At 63.2% G+C, this 17,035-nt stretch carries 16 protein-coding genes; all 16 read left to right on the top strand.

Going from position 1 to position 17,035, the window contains the following annotated elements; all coding sequences use genetic code 11:
- The first annotated feature begins 217 nt into the window (after positions 1-217).
- Positions 218-571 carry a hypothetical protein gene (locus tag ACP6KB_RS08405; RefSeq protein WP_442113283.1) on the top strand — a complete coding sequence of 118 codons (354 nt, stop codon included), beginning with the start codon at positions 218-220 and terminating at the stop codon, positions 569-571.
- A gap of 75 nt (positions 572-646) precedes the next feature.
- Positions 647-1,357, top strand: coding sequence for a FadR/GntR family transcriptional regulator (locus ACP6KB_RS08400; RefSeq protein WP_442113282.1), 711 nt, complete (start codon positions 647-649; stop codon positions 1,355-1,357).
- A 116-nt stretch (positions 1,358-1,473) separates the two neighbouring features.
- The gene (gene lhgO / locus ACP6KB_RS08395) at positions 1,474-2,667 is read left to right on the top strand and encodes an L-2-hydroxyglutarate oxidase (protein ID WP_442113281.1); all 1,194 of its coding nucleotides are present in this window, start codon (positions 1,474-1,476) and stop codon (positions 2,665-2,667) included.
- Positions 2,668-2,713: 46 nt separating this feature from the next.
- Positions 2,714-4,042 carry an MFS transporter gene (locus ACP6KB_RS08390; protein ID WP_442113280.1) on the top strand — a complete coding sequence of 443 codons (1,329 nt, stop codon included), beginning with the start codon at positions 2,714-2,716 and terminating at the stop codon, positions 4,040-4,042.
- A gap of 203 nt (positions 4,043-4,245) precedes the next feature.
- On the top strand, positions 4,246-4,869 hold the full coding sequence (locus ACP6KB_RS08385; protein ID WP_442113279.1) for a CDP-alcohol phosphatidyltransferase family protein: 624 nt from the start codon (positions 4,246-4,248) through the stop codon (positions 4,867-4,869).
- Between the two features lie 10 nt (positions 4,870-4,879).
- A complete protein-coding gene (locus tag ACP6KB_RS08380; RefSeq protein WP_442113278.1) occupies positions 4,880-6,637 on the top strand; it encodes a bifunctional alpha/beta hydrolase/class I SAM-dependent methyltransferase in 1,758 nt (585 codons plus the stop codon).
- A complete protein-coding gene (locus tag ACP6KB_RS08375) occupies positions 6,634-7,983 on the top strand; it encodes a phosphatase PAP2/dual specificity phosphatase family protein (protein WP_442113277.1) in 1,350 nt (449 codons plus the stop codon). The genes ACP6KB_RS08380 and ACP6KB_RS08375 overlap by 4 nt, the downstream gene beginning before the upstream one ends.
- Complete coding sequence (locus ACP6KB_RS08370) at positions 7,980-8,429, top strand: hypothetical protein (RefSeq protein ID WP_442113276.1); 450 nt, start codon at positions 7,980-7,982, stop codon at positions 8,427-8,429. The genes ACP6KB_RS08375 and ACP6KB_RS08370 overlap by 4 nt, the downstream gene beginning before the upstream one ends.
- Positions 8,430-8,444: 15 nt before the next feature.
- Positions 8,445-9,065, top strand: a complete 621-nt coding sequence (locus tag ACP6KB_RS08365) for a lysophospholipid acyltransferase family protein (RefSeq protein WP_442113275.1) — start codon at positions 8,445-8,447, stop codon at positions 9,063-9,065.
- Between the two features lie 2 nt (positions 9,066-9,067).
- Positions 9,068-10,000, top strand: coding sequence for a phosphatidate cytidylyltransferase (locus tag ACP6KB_RS08360; RefSeq protein ID WP_442113274.1), 933 nt, complete (start codon positions 9,068-9,070; stop codon positions 9,998-10,000).
- Positions 10,001-10,204: 204 nt separating this feature from the next.
- Positions 10,205-11,164, top strand: coding sequence for an AAA family ATPase (locus ACP6KB_RS08355; protein WP_442113273.1), 960 nt, complete (start codon positions 10,205-10,207; stop codon positions 11,162-11,164).
- A gap of 4 nt (positions 11,165-11,168) precedes the next feature.
- Entirely contained in the window at positions 11,169-12,113 is a 945-nt protein-coding gene (locus ACP6KB_RS08350) for a DUF58 domain-containing protein (protein WP_442113272.1), read from the top strand.
- Positions 12,110-12,604, top strand: a complete 495-nt coding sequence (locus ACP6KB_RS08345; RefSeq protein ID WP_442113271.1) for a DUF4381 domain-containing protein — start codon at positions 12,110-12,112, stop codon at positions 12,602-12,604. Before ACP6KB_RS08350 ends, ACP6KB_RS08345 begins: the two co-directional genes overlap by 4 nt.
- Positions 12,597-13,673, top strand: coding sequence for a vWA domain-containing protein (locus ACP6KB_RS08340; RefSeq protein WP_442113270.1), 1,077 nt, complete (start codon positions 12,597-12,599; stop codon positions 13,671-13,673). The genes ACP6KB_RS08345 and ACP6KB_RS08340 overlap by 8 nt, the downstream gene beginning before the upstream one ends.
- Positions 13,670-15,388: a tetratricopeptide repeat protein gene (locus tag ACP6KB_RS08335; protein WP_442113269.1), complete on the top strand. Its 1,719-nt coding sequence runs from the start codon at positions 13,670-13,672 to the stop codon at positions 15,386-15,388. The genes ACP6KB_RS08340 and ACP6KB_RS08335 overlap by 4 nt, the downstream gene beginning before the upstream one ends.
- Positions 15,385-17,013: a BatD family protein gene (locus ACP6KB_RS08330; RefSeq protein WP_442113268.1), complete on the top strand. Its 1,629-nt coding sequence runs from the start codon at positions 15,385-15,387 to the stop codon at positions 17,011-17,013. Before ACP6KB_RS08335 ends, ACP6KB_RS08330 begins: the two co-directional genes overlap by 4 nt.
- Positions 17,014-17,035: the final 22 nt, after the last annotated feature.

Below are 17,035 nucleotides of genomic sequence, written 5' to 3'. Positions count from 1 at the left end.
TTGCGGTGCTGCGACATATTCGGTCATTGAGGTGCATGTAGGAGCGGGCTTGCCCCGCGATGCGATGGGACAGGCACACCGCAATCGCGGGGCAAGTCGGATCGCCGCACCGCCGCTCCCACCGGACGGGTGGGATGCGAAAGACAGCGAACACATTGATGTATTGCCAAGCCGAACACTGGCAGAATCGTGTTTCAACTTATTGATCGAGCCACTCATGCAACTGACCACCGCCCTGCTCTTTGCCACCCCATGCGATGACGAAGAAGACAACATGGCCACCCTGTGCTGCCACAGTGACAAGGGCCGGATGTTTCTGATGACCCGCTACCCGGATGAAGAGCGCGTGGACATCACCCTCGATGACCACTACGCCCCGGTCGAAGGCTTGAAAGTTACCCTCAGCGCAACCCGGCTGCTGATTGAGGTTGCGCCATTGGACGTCGACGCCCTCGGTGGAGACGATCATCTGGAAATCACCCTGAGCAGCAACGGCACCGACCTGGCCGAGGTCGAAGAGACCCTGCAGAACATCCTCAAGGGCACTGGCACTTACGTCAGCGAGCTGTAAGCGCACAGGCCGTTTCTTGACAAGCAACGGCGGCAAGGGCATTGTCTGACAACCTGATTAATGAGCAATACCCCCATGCTTGAGCTTCAGCGCCCCGATACGCTGGTTGAACGCGTCGTCGGAGCCATCCGCGCAGAGATCGATTCCGGACGCCTGGCGGCCGAGTCGCGCCTGCCCACTGAACAGCAACTGGCCGAACAGCTGAACGTCAGCCGCTCGGTGGTGCGCGAAGCGGTGGCCCAGCTCAAGGCCGATGGGGTATTGGTCGCCCGTCGCGGCCTGGGTTCGTACATTTCCCAGACCCCTACCGGCACGGTATTTCGCTTTCCTTCCGGCCAGGGCCGCAGGCCCGACCTGGTGCAGATGTTCGAAGTGCGCCTGTGGATTGAAACCCAGGCCGCCTCGGTTGCCGCGCAACGCCGCGATGCCGCCGACCTTGCGCGCATGAACAAAGCCCTGCAGGAGATGCTCGACAAACGCAGCGACTTCGCCGCCGCAGCCGCTGCCGACGTCGAGTTCCACCGCGCCATCGCCGACGCCAGCAAGAATGATTACTTCGTGGCCTTCCATGATTTTCTGCGCGGCCAATTGGCCGCCGCACGCAAGACCGCCTGGGAGAACTCGGCGGCGCACTCGGTGGGTGGCTCGGCAGATGCCAACCGCGAACACCAAGCGCTGTACCAGGCGATTGCCGATGGCGACTGCCAGGCGGCTGCCGCCTGCGCCGAAGCTCACCTGCGCGCTTCGGCAAAGCGTCTGAAGCTGGAATTGCCAAGCATCAACTGAACCCTCAATTGCCGTAACCCACGGGCGCTGACGTACAGCGCCTTTTGCTTGACCGACTTAGTCTGACAACCTGATAAGCAGACTCTCTGACAAGAACAAACCAAGGTGACACCTGCATGATTTACGACTATTGCATCATCGGCGGCGGCATCGTCGGCCTCGCCACCGCCATGGCGCTGCTCGAACGCCAGCCCGGCGCCTCGCTGCTGATCCTGGAAAAGGAAGCGAGCCTGGCCAAACACCAGACCGGGCACAACAGCGGTGTTATCCATGCAGGCATCTACTACGCCCCCGGCAGCCTCAAGGCTGACCTGTGCAAACGCGGCGCCGAAGCGACCAAAGCGTTTTGCACCGAGCACAAGATCAAATTCGACGTCTGCGGCAAATTGCTGGTGGCCTCTACGCCGCTGGAAGTGCAGCGTATGCAAGCGCTGTACGAGCGTTCGCAGCAAAACGGCCTGAAAGTCGAGCGTCTGGACGCCGCCGAACTGCAGCGTCGTGAACCGAACATCGTCGGCCTTGGCGGGTTGTTTCTCGATGCCACCGGCATCGTCGACTACAAGCAGGTGTGCCAGGCCATGGCCCGGGTAATCCAGGCCGCGGGCGGCGAAGTACGCTTGTCGACCAGCGTGCGTGCGATTGTCGAAAGCACCGACGCGGTGACCATCAGCAGCGACGACCAGGTCTGGCAAGCCCGCCAGCTGGTGGCCTGTGCCGGTCTGCAATCGGATCGCCTGGCCGCCCTGGCCGGGGTCAAGATCGACCATCAGATCATTCCGTTTCGCGGCGAGTACTTCCGCCTGCCAGCCAGCAAGAACGACATCGTCAACCACCTGATCTACCCAATTCCTGACCCTGAGCTGCCGTTTCTCGGCGTGCACCTGACGCGGATGATCGACGGCAGCGTCACCGTTGGCCCCAACGCCGTGCTGGGCCTGGGCCGGGAGAACTACAAGAAGTTCTCTGTGAACTGGCGCGATGTGGCCGAGTACGCACGGTTCCCCGGCTTCTGGAAAACCATCTGGGCCAACCTCGGCTCCGGCACCACCGAAATGAAGAATTCGCTGTTCAAGGGCGGCTACCTGGAGCAATGCCGCAAGTACTGCCCGTCGCTGAACATCGAAGACCTGCTGCCCTACGAAGCGGGTATCCGCGCCCAGGCGGTGATGCGCGACGGCACCCTGGTGCACGACTTCCTGTTCGCTGAAACGCCGCGCATGGTGCATGTCTGCAACGCCCCATCGCCGGCTGCCACTTCGGCGATTCCGATCGGCCAGATGATCGCCGACAGAATTTTCAAAGCGCGCTGAACCCCTGCTGAACACGATAACTACAAAGACAAAAAGGAAACCTCCGATGTCGGTACATGAGGCGGCCGTGGCCGCGACAGAAACCCCGGAACAGAATAAAAAACGCCTGCGTAAGGTCGCTGCTGCCACCATCTTCGGCTCGATGCTGGAGTGGTACGACTTCTACCTGTACGCAACCATGGCAGCGATTGTCTTCTCGAAGGTGTTCTTCGACCCGAGCAATCCGGCCGTGGCTTCGCTGCTGGCGTTTTCCACCTTTGCCATTGGTTTTATCGCCCGCCCGTTCGGCGGCATCCTGTTCGGCTACCTCGGCGACCGTTTTGGCCGTAAACAGGTGCTGGTCATTACCTTCTGCCTGATGGGCGTGTGCACCATGTTGATCGGCCTGATCCCCAGCTATGCCTCGATCGGCATCTGGGCGCCGATCATTCTGGTGCTGGTACGTATCATCCAGGGCCTGGGCGCCGGTGCCGAGCTGTCGGCGGCAGCGGTCACTTCCTACGAGCACGCCAGCGAAGGCAAGCGCGGCAGCCAGGGTGCCTGGCCGGCGCTGGGGCTTAACCTGGGCCTGCTGCTGTCTTCGCTGACCGTGTATGTACTGACCATGAACGGCAACGACTTCCTGCTCTCCGGCGGCTGGCGGATCCCGTTCATCTGCAGCATCGTGCTGGTAGCCGTCGGTTTGTGGGTGCGCAGAAGCATTCCGGAAACCCCGGACTTCAAAGAACTCGACAAGGCTCCGAACAAACCGCAGGTGTCGCCGCTCAAGCTGCTGTTCAAGAACGACCTCAAAGGCCTGGCCGTGGTGTTCTTCGTTGCCATCGGCTACAACGCCCTGAGCTACATCTTCAAGACCTTCTCACTGGCCTACCTGACCCAGTACAAAGGCGTCGAAGCGCATGTCACCTCGCTGTCGGTAACCATTGCCAGCCTGGTAGCGATTGTTGCCGTGCCGTTCTTCGGCTGGCTGTGCGACAAGTGGAGCAGCAAGACGGTACTGATGCTCGGCGGGATCTTCTCGGTGCTGTTTGCCTACCCGTTCCTAGCCTTGCTCAACACTGGCGAGCCGATGATGATCTACCTGGCGATCGCCATCGGTACCGGCATCCTCGCACCGATGATGTTCGCCCCGCAGGGTTCGTTCCTCAGCCGTCAGTTCCCGACCCAGACCCGCTCTTCGGGCTTTGGCACCGGGCGTGAAATCGGTACCGCTGTGGCCGGTGGCCTGGCACCGCTGGGTGGCCTGGCGCTGGTGGCCAGCTCTGCTACGCACTCCACTGATGGTGTAGCGATCATCCTCGCCGTCGCCGCTGTACTGGTGGTGGTGTTTGCCCTGTGTGACCAGGGTCGCAAGCACTCCAGCTTCAAGAACTGATCCCTCATCCTCCCGGTAGGAGCGGGCTTGCCCCGCGATGCGATGCGTCTGACAAACCGCAATCGCGGGGCAAGCCCGCTCCTACCGGGAATCCATGAAACTACCGCGGCTATTGGTTACACTGCACCCAGGTGGGCGCAGCACGCTTACGCCTGGCACCCTCCTGACCTGCCCCCTTCTCTGACCGGTCGAGACCTGCGCCGATGGTGTCCATCTACCAACTCAAACCTGCCTTCCAGAACCTCCTGCGCCCGTTGGTCAAGCGCCTTTATGACCGCGGCATCACCGCCAACCAGATCACCTTGCTCGCCGGTGCGGTTTCAGTACTGCTGGGCGGCCTGATTGCCCTGTTTGCCCAACACACCTGGCTATTCGTCCTGATCCCGGTGTGGATGCTGCTGCGCATGGGCCTCAATGCCATCGACGGCATGCTCGCCCGCGAGTTCGGCCAACAATCGCACCTGGGCGCCTACCTCAACGAACTGTGCGATATAGTCGCCGACAGTGCCTTGATCCTGCCGTTCGCGCTGATTCCCGATGTCAGCATCGCTGCCGTGGTGGTGGTCGCACTGTTGGCGGTATTCAGCGAGTACACTGGCGTGCTCGGGCCAATGGTCGGTGCCTCGCGCCGCTATGACGGCCCCATGGGCAAAAGCGACCGTGCCTTCGTGCTCGGCGCCCTGGCTGCGGCCATTGCTTTGGGCTGGCTCAGCGCCGCCTGGATCAACGGCGTGTTCGCGGCAATCGCCGTGCTGTTGGTCTTTACCCTGATCAACCGGGTGCGCCAAGGCTTGCAAGAAATCAAGGAAAACGCTCCATCAGCATAAGGAAAATGCAATGCGCCCATCCCAGGCTCGGACTTTCACCACCCACGACGGCGTCGAGCTGTTTTATCGTCACTGGCCGGCAACCGCGGCCAACCCTGACGAGCCGCGCAAGGCGATTCTGCTGTTTCACCGCGGCCACGAACATTCCGGGCGCATCGCCCACCTGGTGGATGAACTGGACCTGGCCGACAGCGACTTCTTTGCCTGGGATGCCCGCGGCCACGGCCAGTCGCCGGGCGAGCGCGGTGATAGCCCAAGCTTTGCCACCAGCGCCCGCGACGTGCAGACCTTTTGCGAGCACCTGGCCGACGCCCATGACATCAGCGAAGAGCACATTGCAGTCATCGCCCAAAGCGTCGGCGCCGTGATCGCTGCGACCTGGGTGCACGACTACGCCCCGCGTATCCGCGCCCTGGTGCTCGCCTCGCCGGCGTTCAAGGTCAAGCTGTACGTGCCCTTCGCCCGCCCAGGCCTTGCCCTGTTGCGCAAACTGCGTGGCAATTTCTTCGTCAACAGCTACGTCAAGGCACGCTTTCTCAGCCACGATCCGCAGCGTGTGGCCTCCTATGACCAGGACCCGTTGATCACCAAAAGCATCTCGGTCAATGTTCTGCTCGGCCTGTACGAAGCCGCCGAGCGTGTGGTGGCCGACGCCCAGGCCATTCAGGTGCCGACCCAACTGCTGATCTCCGGCGCCGATTTCGTCGTGCACCGCAAACCCCAGGAGCAGTTCTTCGACCGCCTGGGCAGCGTGCACAAGGAAAAGCACATTCTGCCGGGCTTTTTCCACGACACCCTCGGCGAACGAGACCGCGCACCGGCGCTGGCCAGCATGCGCCGTTTCATCCTGCACATGTTCGCCATGCCACTGAGTCGTCCGTCGCTGTTGGATGCCGACCGCCTGGGTGCCACTTGTGCCGAGGCCGAGTCGCTGGCCACCCCGCTGCCCCGCAATTCCCTGCGCGACCTTTACTGGCGCAGCACCCGTGCCAGCCTCGGTCTGGGCAGTAAACTGTCCGCCGGGGTCAAACTGGGCGTCGAAACCGGCTTCGACTCGGGCAGCACCCTCGATTACGTGTACCGCAATCGTGCGACCGGGCTGTCCCCTGTCGGCCGGCTGATCGACCGCAATTACCTCGACTCGATTGGCTGGCGCGGTATCCGCCAACGCAAATTGCACGTCGAAGAACTGCTGCGCCTGGCCATCGCCCAGTTGCGTGAGCAACAGCAGGCGGTGCGTATCGTCGACATCGCCGCCGGTCATGGCCGCTATATCCTCGAAGCCGTACAGGGCCTTGAGTCGCTTCCGGAGTCGATCCTGCTGCGCGACTACAGCGACATCAACGTGCGCGATGGCAGCGCGCTGATCGCTGAAAAAGGCCTGGGCGAGATCGCCCGCTTTATCAAAGGCGACGCCTTCGACCGCCAGAGCCTGGCGGCCCTTGAGCCCAAGCCGACGCTGGCGGTGGTGTCCGGGTTGTATGAACTGTTTGCTGACAACCAAATGGTCGGCAACTCCCTGGCCGGGTTGGCCGATGCCGTGCCAGTGGGCGGTTATCTGGTGTACACCGGCCAACCCTGGCACCCGCAGTTGGAACTGATCGCCCGCGCCCTGACCAGCCACCGTGCTGGCCAGGCCTGGGTCATGCGCCGCCGCAGCCAGGCCGAGATGGACCAGTTGGTAGAGGCGGCAGGCTTTCGCAAGGTGACCCAGCGCATCGATGAATGGGGGATCTTCAGCGTATCGCTGGCGCAGCGGGTGCAATGATGAGCCTGAGCGCCGTCGCCCCGTTACCCGCTCGCGAACCGGGCCTGCTCAAACCCGCCGTACTCTGGCTGCTGTTGCTGGCGCCGCTGTTTTTCAGCACGTATGGTTTCGCCACCTGGGTTACCAGCCAGCGCGATGATGTCGGCAGTCTGGTGTTCGGCTGGGAGCAGCACATGCCGTTCTGGGCCTGGAGCATCGTGCCGTACTGGTCCATCGACCTGCTCTACGGCTTCTCGCTACTGCTGCCGCGCAGCCGCCTGGCCCTCAAACGCCATGCCTTGCGCCTGCTCACCGCCCAGGTGATCGCGGTCAGTTGCTTCTTGCTCTGGCCGCTGCGCTTCACCTTCGAGCGGCCAGAACTGGACGGTGTGTTCGGCTGGCTGTTTGCCGTGCTGGCGGGCTTCGACAAACCGTTCAACCAGGCCCCTTCACTGCACATCGCCCTACTGGTGGTGCTGTGGGTGTGCTTCGCCCAGCACTGCCAGGGCCTGTGGCGCTGGCTGGTGCATGGCTGGTTTGCCTTGATTGGCGTGTCGGTGCTGACCACCTACCAGCATCACTTCATCGATGTGCCCACTGGCGCCCTGGCCGGGTGGTTATGTGTGTGGCTGTGGCCGCTGGACCGCCCGGGCATGCTGCAATCCATGCAGCTGACGCGGGACCGCCAACGCTGGCGCCTGGCACTGCGCTACGCGCTCGGTGCCGGGCTGTTTGCCCTGGCAGCCATCACCCTGGGTGGCGGCGGGTTGTGGCTGTTCTGGCCCGCAACGGCACTGCTGCTGGTGGCGCTGAACTATGCGCTGTTCGGTGCCGGCGGTTTTCAAAAAGCCCCGGATGGCCATTTAAGCAGTGCTGCACAGTGGTTGCTGGCGCCGTACCTGGCGGCGGCCTGGATCAATTCACGGCTGTGGACCCGCAAGCACCCGCAGCCCGATCAGATCGTTGACGGTGTCTGGCTGGGGCGCATCCCTACGACCGCAGCGTTGCGGCACAGCTCATTCAAGGCGGTGCTCGATGTCTGCGCAGAATTGCCCCTGGCCCCTGGCACACGGGCCTATCACAGCGTGCCGGTGCTCGACCTGAGCGCGCCGACCAGCGCGCAGTGCCTGGAACTGGCCCAGGCACTGGAGCGCCTGCAGCAACAAGGCCCGGTACTGGTGTGCTGCGCCTTGGGGTATTCGCGCAGTGCGACGGCCGTTGCCGCATGGCTATTGCACAGCGGCCGCGCCAGCAGCGTTGAGGCGGCCATCGCGATGATTCAACAGGCACGCCCGCGCATCGTCCTGCACACCACGCACCGTCAGGCCCTGGTACCACTGAGCAAAAAACCTGAGGGAGCTGAATGAGCACGGATATGCAACTTTACTGCGTGGCCAGCCTGCTGCGCCGCGGACGTAGCCTTGATCAATTCTCCACCGGCCTGTCGTTGCTGGGTGTGGCGTTCGGGCTCGCCCCGTGGTTGCAGGGCCTCTACAACCCTTGGTTGTTGATCATAGGCTGCGCACTGTTGGTACTGGGCGCGATGCAAAAGTATTACGCATTCAGGGTGGCCTTCGATGCTGATCTGTTTCAACGCATGGCCGACAGCCCGGCCACACTGAGCGAACGCACCCAGGCGCTGGATCAGGCCCTGACTACGCTGGGACTGCAAGCTGGCAAACGCGACGACCGGCCGTGGCCGGACCGCAGTCGCGGTGCATTGACCCTGCTGCGCCGCCAGGCAATGGTGCTCGGCGCACAAATTCTTCTGACCCTGAGCGGGCTGCTGGCCAGCCCGTGGTGGACCATTTAAGGATAAGGAATCCACATGCTCGAACCTTTGGTCGCGCACCTCATCACCTCAGCCGCCCGCTCGATCACCGGTGCCCGCAGCCTGTGGCTGGGCTGCGGGCCCGAGCCGGTACAACGCATCTACTTCGCCAATCACAGCAGCCACGGCGACTTTGTCCTGTTATGGGCCTCGCTGCCGCCGGCCTTGCGTAAAGCCACACGGCCGGTGGCGGGCGCCGATTACTGGCAAACCGGCACCCTGCGCCGCTATGTGATCAATCGGGTGTTCAATGGCGTACTGATCGACCGTGAGCGCCACGACCCACAAGCCAACCCCTTGCAACCCATGCTCGACGCCCTGGCAGGTGGCGACTCGCTGATCATTTTCCCCGAAGGTACACGCAATCAGGAGGACGGCCTGTTGCCGTTCAAAAGCGGGCTCTATCACTTGGCCACAGCGCACCCCCAGGTGCAGCTGATTCCGGTGTGGATCGCCAACCTCAACCGCGTCATGCCCAAAGGTCGGGTGCTGCCATTGCCTTTGCTGTGCACCACCAGTTTCGGTGCGCCATTGCAGCTGCAAGACGGTGAAAGCAAAGCGCAATTTTTACAACGCAGCCGCGATGCGTTGCTCGAACTGGCCCCGGAGCATTGCTGAACATGGATAACCAGACCCTGATGTTGTTTGCCGGGATCGGCGCGATCCTGGTGTTGGCCTCGCTGGTCGGCTACCTGCTCAAGTGGCGAACCCGTGCCGCGCCTAACGCTGTGATCGACAACCTCAATGCGCGGATCAATGCCTGGTGGGTGATGGTGCTGGTGATCGGCATCGCCTTCTGGCTGGGCAACGGCGCGGTGATCCTGCTGTTCTACGCCGTATCGTTCTATGCACTGCGCGAGTTCCTCACCCTGACCCCGACCCGGCGCAGCGATTACCCGGCATTGGTGGCGGCGTTCTACCTGGCCCTGCCGCTGCAGTACCTGCTGATTTATGCCGACTGGTACGGATTGTTCTCGATCCTGATCCCGGTCTACGTGTTCCTGCTCCTGCCGATCCTGGCCTCACTGGGCGGCGACAGCGCGCACTTTCTCGAGCGCGCCTCCAAGGTGCAGTGGGGGCTGATGATTGCGGTGTATTGCATTTCGTTCGTGCCGGCTTTGCTGACCCTGGACATCGCCGGCTTCGAGGGCCGCAATCTGTTGCTGATCGCCTACCTGGTGATCGTCGTGCAGCTCTCCGATGTGCTGCAGTACGTCTGCGGCAAGCTCTTCGGCAAACGCAAAATCGCCCCCAACCTGTCGCCGTCAAAAACCGTCGAGGGCTTTGTCGGTGGTTTGTTGCTGGCCTCGCTGATTGGCGGCGCGCTGTGGTGGATCACCCCATTCAACATCTGGCAGTCGTTCCTGATTGCGCTGCTGATCAACCTGTTGGGCTTTGCCGGTGGCATCGTCATGTCGGCGATCAAGCGCGACCGCGGGGTCAAAGACTGGGGGCATATGATCGAAGGCCACGGCGGCATGCTCGACCGGCTGGACTCAGTGTGCTTTGCGGCGCCGATCTTCTTCCATCTGGTGCGTTATTGGTGGACCTGAGACAGCAATAGCGGTAAGAGCGGACTTGCCCCGCGATGCAATAGGGCTGACACGCCGCAATCGCGGGGCAAGCCCGCTCCTACCGATTTGCACAAATTTACCTGCCGCCATTAGGAGCCCAAGGCCCGGATGCTTTAAAGTATGAGCCCCTGCCCGGGCCCCTTCTCAGAGACCGCCCTGGCTTTTTTCCAGGAACCGTCAACGATGGAACACCGTGAGGCGCTGATCGCGCTGCGCACCTTTCTTTCAACCCAGATCCTTGGCCAGGAAAAACTCGTCGAGCGTTTGCTGATAGTGCTATTGGCTGACGGCCACATGCTGGTCGAAGGCGCCCCTGGCCTGGCCAAGACCAAAGCCATCAAAGAGCTGGCTGAAGGTGTCGAAGCCGAGTTCCATCGTATTCAGTTCACCCCCGACCTGCTCCCGGCCGATATCACCGGCACCGAGATCTACCGCCCGGAAACCGGTAGCTTCGTGTTCCAGCAAGGGCCGATTTTCCACAACCTGGTACTGGCTGACGAAATCAACCGGGCACCGGCCAAGGTCCAGTCGGCGTTGCTTGAAGCCATGGCAGAGCGCCAGGTTTCAGTCGGGCGTAGCACCTACGAGCTGTCGCCTTTGTTTCTGGTGATGGCAACCCAGAACCCGATCGAGCAGGAAGGCACCTACCCGCTGCCCGAAGCCCAGCTCGACCGCTTTCTCATGCATGTGAAAATCGGCTTCCCGGACGCCTCGGTGGAACGGCGGATTCTCCAGCAGGCCCGCGGTGAAGCGCTCAATGGCGAGGCCAAGCCCGAACGCCGGGTCAGCCAGCAGGCGATCTTCGCTGCTCGCAAGGAAATCCTCGGCCTGTACATGGCCGACGCGGTAGAGGAATACCTGGTGCAACTGGTCATGGCCACGCGTACTCCGGCCAAGTTCGACCCGGAGTTGGCCGACTGGATTGCCTACGGCGCCAGCCCGCGTGGTTCGATTGCCCTGGACCGTTGCGCACGTGCCCACGCCTGGCTGGCCGGACGCGACTTCGTCAGCCCCGAAGACATTCAGGCCGTGCTGTTCGATGTGCTGCGCCACCGCATCATTCTTTCCTTTGAGGCCGAAGCCGCCGGGATCGACCAGGACCGAGTGATCCAGCGCATCCTCGACGTCGTCGCCGTCGCCTGACGCCATGCCTGAACGCTTGCTGGCCGCGCCCGGAATCCGTATCAGCCTCGCCGAGCTGATCGAGATGCGTCATCGCGTGCGCGAAGTGCAGCTGTTTTCCCGGCCCGGCCAGCGCAGCCCGCTGGTGGGTTTGCACCACTCGAAATTGCGTGGCCGCGGCGTCGATTTCGACCAGGTACGGGTCTACCAGGCCGGTGACGATGTGCGCAACATCGACTGGCGTGTGACCGCGCGCACCCAGGAGCCGCATACCAAGCTGTTTCACGAGGAACGTGAGCGGCCGATCTTCATTCTGGTCGAGCAAAGCCAGCGCCTGTTCTTCGGCTCCGGCCTGATGTTCAAATCGGTGCTCGCCGCCCAGGCCGCAGCGTTGATTGGCTGGGCCGCCCTGGGCCACAACGACCGCATCGGCGGCCTGGTGTTTGGCGACAACGAGCATTACGAAATCAAGCCCCGGCGCAGCAAACAGAGTTTGCTGCAACTGCTCAACCGCCTGGCGCGGGTCAATCAGGCACTGCACACCGAAGCCAAGCCGCAGGCCGACAGCCTGGGCCTGGCCTTGCGCCGCGCCCGCGAGGTGCTGCGCCCGGGCAGCCTGGCAATCATCATCTGCGACGAGCGCGCCCTGAGCCCGGCGGTGGAACAGCAACTGAGCCTGTTGTCGCGCCATTGCGACCTGCTCCTGCTGCCTTTGTCCGACCCGCTGGACCATGCCCTGCCCGCCGCCGGTTTGCTGCGCTTTGCCCAGCACGGCGCGCAACTGGAGTTGGACACCCTCGACCCGACCCTGCGCCGCAGCTACCGTCAACAGAGCGAAGCACGCATCGAGCGCTGGGAACTGCTGGCGCAAAAGCTGCGGGTGGTGCTGATGCCGTTGAGCACGCAAAGCGAAATGATCGAGCAACTGCGCGAATACCTGAACGCGCAACGACCGGGGAAAGGCCAGTGAACCCGCTGGAGCAATTGCAGCCGCTGATCGCCCCGCCACCGGTCAGTTGGTGGCCGCTGGCGCCTGGCTGGTGGGTGCTAGTGGCGTTGCTGCCGCTGCTGGGCTGGGGCGCCTGGCGCTTACGCCACTGGCGTCCGGGCAAGCAGCCCATCGTGCGTGCCGAGCTGCCGCTGGACCCGATCCGCGTCGAGGCCCTGGCCGAACTGGCGCGCCTGCCCAAGCCCTACAACGGTGAGCCGGCCGGTGCCTGGCTGCAAAGCATCAATGCGTTGCTCAAGCGCCTGTGCCGCAACCATTACCCAGGCAGCCACAGCCATACCCTCAACGGTCGCCAGTGGCTGGCGTTTCTCGATAACCGCTGCCCGGCTGCCGGTCTGACCCGCTGGATGGTGCTGGTCGAAGGCGCCTACAAGCCTGAATGCAAACTTGATGACAAGGCCATCGCCGGGCTCAATCAGGCCGTCGAAACCTGGATACGCAAACATGTTTGAACTGGCCTGGCCGTGGGTTTTCCTGCTGTTGCCGCTGCCTTGGCTGGCGCGCTTGCTGCTGCCGGCTGCCGACAGCGGCGAGCCGGTCCTCAAGGTCAGTTTTCTCAATGAACTGGAAGGCCTGGCCGGACGACGCGCACGCCTGAATCTGCCGACCTGGCGCCAGCAAGCGCCGTTTGTATTGATCTGGCTGTTGCTGCTGTTCGCTGCCGCCCGCCCGCAGTGGCTGGGCGAGCCCGTGCCGGTGTCGGCCAGCGGCCGCGACTTGCTGGTGGCGGTGGATGTCTCCGGCTCCATGGATTATCCCGACATGCACTGGCAAGACGAAGAAGTCAGTCGCCTGGCCTTGGTCAAGGCCCTGCTTGGCGACTTTCTTGAAGCCCGTCAGGGCGATCGCGTCGGCCTGATCCTGTTCGGCAGCCAGGCCTACCTGCAAGCCCCGCTGACGTTTGACCGGCGCACCGTACGCACTTTCCTCGATGAAGCCCAAGTGGGCATTGCCGGCAAAAACACCGCGATTGGCGATGCCATTGGCCTGGCGCTTAAACGCCTGCGCCAGCGCCCGGCGCAAAGCCGGGTACTGGTGCTGGTGACCGACGGCGCCAACAACGGTGGGCAGATCCACCCGCTGACCGCTGCGCGCCTGGCGGCTCAGGAGAACGTACGGATCTACACGATCGGCATCGGTGCCGACCCGGAAACCTCCGGTACCAGCGGTTTGCTCGGGATCAACCCCAGCCTGGACCTGGACGAAGCCTCGCTCAAGGAAATTGCCGAGTTGACCGGTGGCAGCTATTTCCGCGCCCGCGATGGCGAGGAACTGCAGGCCATCGATGAAGCGCTCGACCGCCTCGAACCCGTTGCCCAGCAACCCACCCAGACCCGCACAGCCGAGGCTTTATACAGCTGGCCGCTGGCCCTGGCGTTGCTCTTGAGCGTGTTGCTGGTGCTCCACGAACAATGGCCGGACAACCGCCTGCAACGCCTGCTGCGCCGACCCAGCTTTCTGGTTCCGCACCCGCAGTGGCGTGAGCGGCTCAAACGCCTGCGCCTGAGGAGACGGCGATGATTGAGCTCTGGCCGCAATGGCTGCGCCCGGTCTGGCTGATGGTTTTGCCGCTGCTGGCCTGGTTGCTGTTCAAACTCTGGCATCGGCAAAAGCGTGCCGGGCGTTGGCAGATGATTCTGCCGCCCAGTTTTCATGCCGTGCTGCTTGGCGGTGGCAATGGCCGCGACAGCAAGCTGCCGTGGATCGCGCTGGGCCTGGCCTGGCTGCTCAGCGTGCTGGCGCTGGTCGGGCCGAGCTGGCAGCGCCTGGAAGAAACCCGCCAGCGTCCCGCCGACCCGCTGGTGATCCTGCTTGAGCTGACCCCGCAGATGCTCGCCGAAGATGTCACCCCCAACCGCCTGGAAAGCGCGCGGCGCAAAATTCTCGACCTGCTTGAGCACCGCCGCGACAGCCAGACCGCCATCATCGTCTACGCCGGTAGCGCGCATACGCTGGTGCCGCTGTCGGACGACCTGACCACCAGCCGCAACCTGCTGGAGGCCCTCGACCCGTCGATCATGCCCCAGCCCGGTCAGCGCGCCGACCTTGCCGTGCGCAAGGGCCTGGCGCTGCTGGCCCAGGCCGACCTTGGCCAGGGCCGCTTGCTACTGATCGGCTCATCACTGAGTCCCGAGGAGCGCCAAGGCATCAAACAAGCACTCGGGCGCCAGGGCCCGAGCCTGCTGATGCTCGGCATCGGTACCGCTGAGGGCGCACCGGTCAAGCAAGCCAACGGCGAATTCCTCAAAGACGACCAGGGCGGCATTCTCCTGCCGCGCCTGGACAGTGCCAGCCTCAAGGCCTTTGTCGCCAGCACCGGCGGGCGCTACCGCAACGCCCGTATCGACGACCTCGACCTGCGCGGTCTGCGCCTGTTCGAAAACCCCAAGAGCCTGCGCGACGATGGCCAGACGCTGCAGTTGGACAGTTGGAGCGACCAGGGCTACTGGCTGCTCATACCCTTGTTGCTGCTGGCCGCCTGCGCGGGTCGTCGTGGCTGGCTGTTTTGCCTGCCCCTGTTGCTGGTGTTGCCACAACCAAGCTATGCCTTCGAATTCAACGACCTGTGGTTGCGGCCTGACCAGCAAGGCCAGCGGCTGCTGGAGCAACAGCGGCCAAAAGAAGCCGCAGAGCACTTTGAACACCGCCAATGGAAAGGCCTGGCCCTCTATGAAGCCGGTGACTTTGACGGCGCCGCGCGCCTGTTCGCCCAAGGCAACAGCGCGGCCGATCACTACAATCGCGGCAATGCCCTGGCCCGTAGCGGGGAACTTGAAGCGGCAATCGATGCCTATGAGCAGGCGCTGGAGCTTCAGCCAGAGATGCAGCCTGCCTTGAGCAACAAGGCGCTGGTCGAACAGGCGCTGCAACAGCGCGAGGCGGCACAACCTGAGCAACCGCCCGAAGACAACCCGCAAAACGACAGCAATACCCAGTCCGACACCAGCAGCAGTGCCCAGAACAACCAGGACCCGGCCAGCGAGCAGCACACACAGCAACCCAGCGAGCCGAACAAAGACGATGCCAGCAACACAGAACAGGCGCAACAGCAGGCCAACAACGGTGATGACGAAGAAACCACCCGGCCACCGCAGCGACCACTCGAAAGCACGCTGGATGCCGAACAGCGCCAGGCCCTGGAACAATGGCTGCGGCAGATCCCGGATAACCCGGCCGAGCTGTTGCGGCGTAAATTCTGGTACGAACAGCAACAACATCAGGAACCCCATCGATGAGTCGCCTTTGCGTCTTGCTACTTGGCCTCTTGCTCAGCCTGCAGGTGCACGCTGCCGCGCTGCTCGCCAGCGTCGATCGCACGCGCCTGAATGCCGGTGAAACCCTTGAACTGACGTTACAGACCCAGGATGTCACCCAGTTCGGCAAACCGGACCTGAGCCCGCTGCAAGCCAGTTTCGAAGTGCGCGATACCCGTCAGGTCAACAGCCTGAACAGCCTCGACGAGCAGAACAGTGGCGGCACCCGCTGGATCATCACCTTGCTGCCGCGGCAAAACGGCACGGTGGAAATTCCAGCGCTGCAAATGGGCGAGCTGCGCAGCGAACCGATCAGCCTGCAGGTGTTGGCCGAACAACCCAGCACTGAAAACCACGGCCCGGTGTTCATTGATGCCAGCCTCGATCAACCCGAAGTCTATGTACAGGCCCAGGCCGTCCTGACCCTGAGCATCTACCACTCGGTGCCGCTGTACGATGACAGCAGCCTGAGCCCGCTGCAGATCAGTAACGCCAAGGTCGAACCGCTGGGCGAATCGCGCACCTTTGAAAAAGTCATCGACGGCGTGCGCCACGGCGTGATCGAAATGCGCTACGCGATCTATCCACAGCAGAGCGGCGATCTCACCGTTCCCGCCCTGGTGTTCAGTGCCACCGCTGCGCAGAATGATGCCGAGCAGGAACTCAACACCCCCAGAGTCGGCAAGCAGGTTCAGGTCACCTCCACCCCATTGGTGCTGACGGTCAACCCGATCCCTGCCGACTATCCAGCCAACGCCCCCTGGCTGCCGACCAGCAACCTGAGCCTGGAAGAACACTGGAGCCCCGACCCAAGCCAGCAACAGATCCAGATTGGCGACTCGTTGACCCGCACCATTACCGTGCAGGCCGAAGGCCTGTCCAGCGCCCAATTGCCGCCGCTGCCCGCCACCGAAGTGACCGGCTTGCGCCGTTACCCGGACCAGCCGCAACTGCGCAACCAGGTCAACGACCGTGGCTTGCTTGGTATCCGCGAAGAACGTGAAGCGTTGGTGCCGACCCACAGCGGCACCTTGGAACTGCCCGCGCAGGAAGTGTTCTGGTGGAACACCCGCGAAGACCACCTTGAGCACAGCAGCCTACCGGCACGCAGCCTGCAGATTCAGGACAACCCGGCGTTGAGCGCCGACAAGCCCGCCAACATCGACCCGGTCAGTGTCACCACCCGGCCACTGTGGCCGTGGCAATTGAGCACGGCAATAATGACGCTGACCACCCTGCTCGGCTTCGCCCTGTGGTGGCGCGCCCGTTCGCAACCGGCGGTGCTGCGCGCCGCGCAGAGCGGGCCGAGCCCACGCACCTTGCTTGACGACCTCAAGCGCGCTTGCCAGGCCAATGACCCGCAAGCAACGCGTCAGGCCCTGGACGCCTGGGCCCGGCAACAGCCGGAAACCCTGGCCGATATGGCCGCGCGTTTCGTGCCGCTGTCCGATGCGCTGGACGGTCTCAACGGTGCCCTTTACAGCGAAAGCGGGCAGTATTGGCAAGGCGATGAACTGTGGCGTGCCATTGGCACCATCCCGGCGGCCGCACAGGTCCAGCCGAGCGCCAGCGAAAACGGCAGTCTGCCACCGTTGTACCCCAAATAACCCCAAGGCGTAGCGCCCGATG

The organism is Pseudomonas sp. NUPR-001 (genome assembly GCF_052147955.1).
Classification (GTDB): domain Bacteria; phylum Pseudomonadota; class Gammaproteobacteria; order Pseudomonadales; family Pseudomonadaceae; genus Aquipseudomonas.
This window is presented reverse-complemented; position numbering and strand designations above follow the sequence as displayed.